General features: G+C 51.5%; 6 protein-coding genes. 5 read left to right on the top strand and 1 reads right to left on the bottom strand.

The annotated features are described in order from the left end of the window. Nucleotides 1–84 precede the first annotated feature (84 nt). The 5 genes from NM10_RS12050 to NM10_RS12030 all read left to right on the top strand — a co-directional run bounded on the left by NM10_RS12050 (nt 85) and on the right by NM10_RS12030 (nt 3,991). Complete coding sequence (locus NM10_RS12050; RefSeq protein ID WP_020311822.1) at nt 85–297, top strand: putative 4-hydroxy-2-oxoglutarate aldolase; 213 nt, start codon at nt 85–87, stop codon at nt 295–297. 378 nt (nt 298–675) lie between these two features. Further along, nucleotides 676–1,020, top strand: a complete 345-nt coding sequence (locus NM10_RS12045; RefSeq protein ID WP_020311821.1) for a hypothetical protein — start codon at nt 676–678, stop codon at nt 1,018–1,020. 12 nt (nt 1,021–1,032) lie between these two features. After that, nucleotides 1,033–1,473 (top strand): Rrf2 family transcriptional regulator, encoded by a 441-nt coding sequence (locus NM10_RS12040; RefSeq protein WP_020311820.1) that lies wholly within the window; start codon nt 1,033–1,035, stop codon nt 1,471–1,473. Between the two features lie 23 nt (nt 1,474–1,496). Further along, nucleotides 1,497–2,084 carry a phosphatase PAP2 family protein gene (locus NM10_RS13420; RefSeq protein WP_192813575.1) on the top strand — a complete coding sequence of 196 codons (588 nt, stop codon included), beginning with the start codon at nt 1,497–1,499 and terminating at the stop codon, nt 2,082–2,084. Nucleotides 2,085–2,404: 320 nt separating this feature from the next. Then, nucleotides 2,405–3,991 carry a subtype B tannase gene (locus NM10_RS12030; protein ID WP_147675884.1) on the top strand — a complete coding sequence of 529 codons (1,587 nt, stop codon included), beginning with the start codon at nt 2,405–2,407 and terminating at the stop codon, nt 3,989–3,991. A 1-nt stretch (nt 3,992) separates the two neighbouring features. On the opposite strand, the gene NM10_RS12025 is transcribed toward NM10_RS12030, so the two are convergent. Further along, nucleotides 3,993–4,661, bottom strand: coding sequence for a hypothetical protein (locus NM10_RS12025; protein WP_020311817.1), 669 nt, complete (start codon nt 4,659–4,661; stop codon nt 3,993–3,995). Nucleotides 4,662–4,764: the final 103 nt, after the last annotated feature.

The following is a 4,764-nucleotide window of genomic DNA, read 5'->3' as shown; positions in this document are numbered from 1 at the left end:
CGGGGCGACGACCCTCAACGGCGTCATTACGGCCCTGGAATACGGCGCTGACGTCGTCAAGATCTTCCCTGGGGAATCCTGGGCATGAAAGCCATCAAGGCCATCCATGGTCCCCTGCCGCAGGCTCCGCTCATGCCGACAGGCGGCGTCAATGTAGAAAACGCCGGTGACTGGATCAAAGCCGGCTGCGTCGCCGTCGGTGCCGGCGGTGCCCTCACAGGCAGCGGCAAGACGGCCGATGAAATCACGGCTACGGCCAAGAAATTCATCGCCGCCGTCCAGGCTGCCCGGAAATAAAAGTTTGAAGTAAAAAAGTTTATAGTATGGAGTTTGTAGTTTGTAGAAATATGGTTTTAAATTTTTATTCATCCACTACAAACTAAAAACTGCAAACTTAATACTCAAAAAGAGGCTGTCGCACGTGCGCAGCCTCTTTTTTTACAATTATTTACACGCGAATAAAAACGTTTAAATAGAGAATACGCTCGTTTTAAAAACGTGATAACCAAGCGGATGACAAATATTTAAATCAAAATAAATAAGTTTAAAATAGTTCAACAAAACATATAATATGTAACCATTGACTTTACAATAAAAATGTCGTATGATAGGGATGTAATCAGGATAATTCTATCCTGGATGTTTTGATTCGTCATTTATAGGAGGTTTTTTAAAATGGATGCAAAAACAGTAGAATTCGTTACGGCTAAGACACATGATTTGATGGCAGCTCCCAGCTGCAATCCGACGTTGAAAACGGCCGCCCAGACTTGGCTCGATGCTGCCGATAAAGACGCAGCTGCGCCGGCTTATATCGAATCCTTGAAGCAGGGCGTCTCGACCATCGATGAACTCCTGGACTTTGCAGCTTCGGAACATGCTATCCAGATTATGGGGGACGATGCAGCGAAACAGCTCTTGGCGCATGCCAAAGATATTCAGGCCAAAGGGGCTAAATTCTGTGACTGCCCGGCTTGTACGGCTGACCTGGCTATCCTTCGTGAATTAAAAGCCATTTAAGGAGTCTTTCATATGCAGATTTCCAGTCGATTTACCATGGCCGTTCATACCCTGTTGTGTATCGATTACTTCGGCAAAACGGAAAAAGTGACGAGTGACTTCATTGCTGCCAGCGTAGGGACGAATCCCGTCATCATCCGCAAACTGCTCATCCAGCTCAAAGCGGCCGGGTTGATCCAGGTCAAGCGCGGGACTGGTGGCACAGCGTTGGAAAAACCGATTGCTGACATTAGTTTATATGACGTTTACCATGCCGTAGACTGCGTTGGCGGCGACTCGCTCTTCCATTTCCACGAACATCCCTGCCCGCAGTGTCCGGTGGGCAAGACGATTCACGCAGGGTTAGATGACCGGCTGCATCAGGTACAGGATGCCATGGAGGATAAGATGCGCAGCATCTCATTGGCCGATGTAGCGGGAACGATGCGGGACGTCTTTGCAAAACAGGGCTGAGTCCGGCTGAAAGAGAGGCTATCATGGCAAGGTCTATCTTTTTATTCGTTCAATGGTTCATTGCCCGGCGCAGGACCTGGCTTCGGATCCTTACTTGGATTACCCGGTTCGGCTACTGGCTGTTCATCCTTTATGGCCTTATCGAATGGTTCCGGCCGCGGCCGGTTTCAGAGCAGATTAAACGTCGAAAAACATTAGTTTACTGTCTCTTTTCCGTCATCGTGGGCTCTTCGGTTTCCTGGGTCATCGGTAAAATCTGGCATCGCCCCCGGCCTTTTGCCTGTGGTGACGCGGCGCCGCTGGTAGCGCATAAGGCCAATGCGTCCTTTCCCAGCAATCATTCCATGAACAGCCTGGCCATTTCCCTGATGCTACTGGCCCGGCACAACCCCTGGGGACTGCCGGCCCTGGCCTGGACAGGCGTCCTGGCATCGTCGCGGATACTCAGCGGTCTCCATTACGTCAGCGACGTCGTCGGCGGCTTCTTCATCGGAGCTGCGGCCAGCCATGTCGTTTACCATAGTAAACGTTGTTCACAACTAGCTGACCACATCCTTTACTATTGGCACGTCGGGGCCACGGTTGTACAGACCTGGTGGCGCAAGTGCTGATGGACAGGTGAGTGTAGTTTTTTTTTTCATCATGCAAGGTTCCTTTCTCTTTATAGTTTGTAGTACAGAGTTTGTAGTTTGCAGACGATGGCTTTAAATTTAAAACCATTCACTAAAGACTACAAACTGCAAACTTAATACTCAAAAGGGCTTGTCGCATATGCGACAAGCCCTTTTCTACTCCAAACTGTCATAGCATCGCCACATTTCTATGGTATACTAAAGCAGAAAGAAATGGTTTTAATTAAAACTATTTTTAAGGAAAGGTGAGTTGTGATATGCGAGGTAGAAATAAGATGTGCGCAGCAGCGCTGTTTTTCATGATGACTAGCGGCCTGGTATTGGCGGCGGATACGACGAAAGCAGAACCGGTACAAGCCGTAGCGGCAGCTACGCAGGCCAAGGCTAAAACGGCCCAGGCTGCTCCGGTGCAGCAGACGTATAGCCTCGATTTGGATACGACGAAGTATGAAAAGAAAACGATGACAGTCGATGGCAAAAAGGTGGCTTTCCGGGCCTATGAAAACCGGGTGTATGTGGCCCATCCTGTCGATACGACATACCAGTCCATGAATATATACGTTCCCGAAGGATACTTTAAAGGCAAGACGATCAACGGCTATACGGCGAAGACAGCTCCGATTTTCCTGCCCAATACAGTCGGCGGTTATATGCCGGGGGCACCGGGGCAGCCGTCTGAAAATGATCGGATGACTGGCGGTGCCAATGCCATGCTCGTCGCCCTCTCCAAAGGCTATGTCGTCGCAGCTCCGGGAGCCCGTGGACGGACAACTCAGGCTGCTGACGGCACGTATACCGGCAAGGCTCCGGCACTCATCGTCGATATGAAGGCCGCTGTCCGTTATTTGCGCCATAATGCAGGGAAACTGCCTGGTGACACGGAAAAAATCATTTCCAATGGCACCAGTGCCGGCGGTGCTTTATCGACGCTCATCGGGGCGACAGGCGACAGTAAGGACTATGAACCGTATTTGAAAGCCCTTGGCGCGGCTGATGAACGCGATGATATTTATGCTTCCAGCGTATATTGCCCGATTACCGACCTGGATCATGCTGACATGGCTTATGAATGGATGTTTAATGGTGTAAACACGTATCATCAGGGGAACATGGGTGCTATGAAACCACCGGCAGGTAATGGCCAGGCTAAACCGGCAGGCGTCGTTACCAACCGGCCTGACAATGCACCGGTCGAAGCCGCGGCCGGGACGGAAATGACCGCTGTCCAGCAACAGGCATCGAAGGATTTGAAAGCCATGTATCCGGCTTATATCAATAGTTTACATCTCGTTGACAAGAATGGGAAAGCCTTGACCCTCGATGAAAATGGACGAGGCTCCTTTGCCGATTACATTAAATCGATTTACATGGCTTCGGCACAGAAAGCCCTCGACAACGGCACCGATTTGTCTTCCAAGACATGGCTGACCATCAACGACGGCAAAGTGACCGACATGGATTTAGCCGGCTATGCTGTCGATGTAACCCGGCTGAAGGCAGCCCCGGCCTTTGATGCGCTCGATATGAGCAGTGCTGAAACGGAAGAGTTCGGCACGGCAACTGTCGATAAACAGCATTTTACAGTATACGGCAAAGACCATTCGACCATAGCCGGATCGGCTCTGGCCGATAAGGACATCGTCAAGACGATGAATCCCCTGAACTACATCGGCAAATCCGGCGTCAAGACGGCGCATTACTGGCGTATCCGCCACGGCGAAGCCGACCGCGATACGACCATTGCCGTACCGGCAGTCGTCGCCCTGCGTCTGCAGCAGGCCGGTTATGATGTCGATTTTGCCTCTCCCTGGGCCCGCGGCCATGCCGGCGATTACGATTTAGACGAGCTCTTCGCCTGGATGGATGCCATCGGTCATAAAAACTAGTTTACCAGAGATTATCTTCTTCGTTAAACTTCCATGTAAACGGTTCGGATGTGATTGTCATGTCCGGATCGTTTTTTATGTCTTCTAAGCACGAGACGGAACATTCGATGTCTTCCAGTTTCAGTGTGTTCTTTATGCGGACGATTTTAGCCTGGTTCGGGTCGGTCAGGAAGGCGTGGGCCATGGCCATTTCGATGGCGTCTTTATCGCTGTTGCCATACAGGGGCAGGAGGGCCATGCGGAAGGACTTGGCCGTAATGCAGTTGGTATAAACGGAAGCGAAATCCATCTTGTTTACGAAGCGGTAACTGACGATGTCGGCCATACCGCAGCCGGCACCATTGCCATGGGAAGCCTCGGTTATATCCAGGATGACGATGCGTTCGATGTCCGGCGCTAAGGCGCGGAAGGCCGGTTCCTGACTGAAGCGTTCCGTCCGTCCCGTGATGTTCGGGTCCATGCCGGTACCGCTGATTTCCTTGCCGATTTCGTCGACGATGAGGACGTCGATGTGGGGCAGTTTCAGCCGGGGCATTTCGGCTTTGGCCATGGTCTGCAAGGCGGCATCGCGTTCAAAGAATTTATCGGTCGGGATGACTTCCAGGGCGGCGATGTCATCGCTGGGGCTCTGGACCATGCCGACGGAGAAAACGACGTTTACATGTTGCAAGAAGGCTTCGATACGCGTTCCAGGTTGGGCCCGAAACGTGCCGTCATAACCCGGCCGTGGAAGGTCGAAGCGCCTTTGTGCTTGCCGCAGCCGATGCAGATCA

Origin of the sequence: Megasphaera sp. NM10 (assembly GCF_000417505.1) — a bacterium.
Classification (GTDB): domain Bacteria; phylum Bacillota; class Negativicutes; order Veillonellales; family Megasphaeraceae; genus Megasphaera; species Megasphaera intestinihominis.
This window is presented reverse-complemented; position numbering and strand designations above follow the sequence as displayed.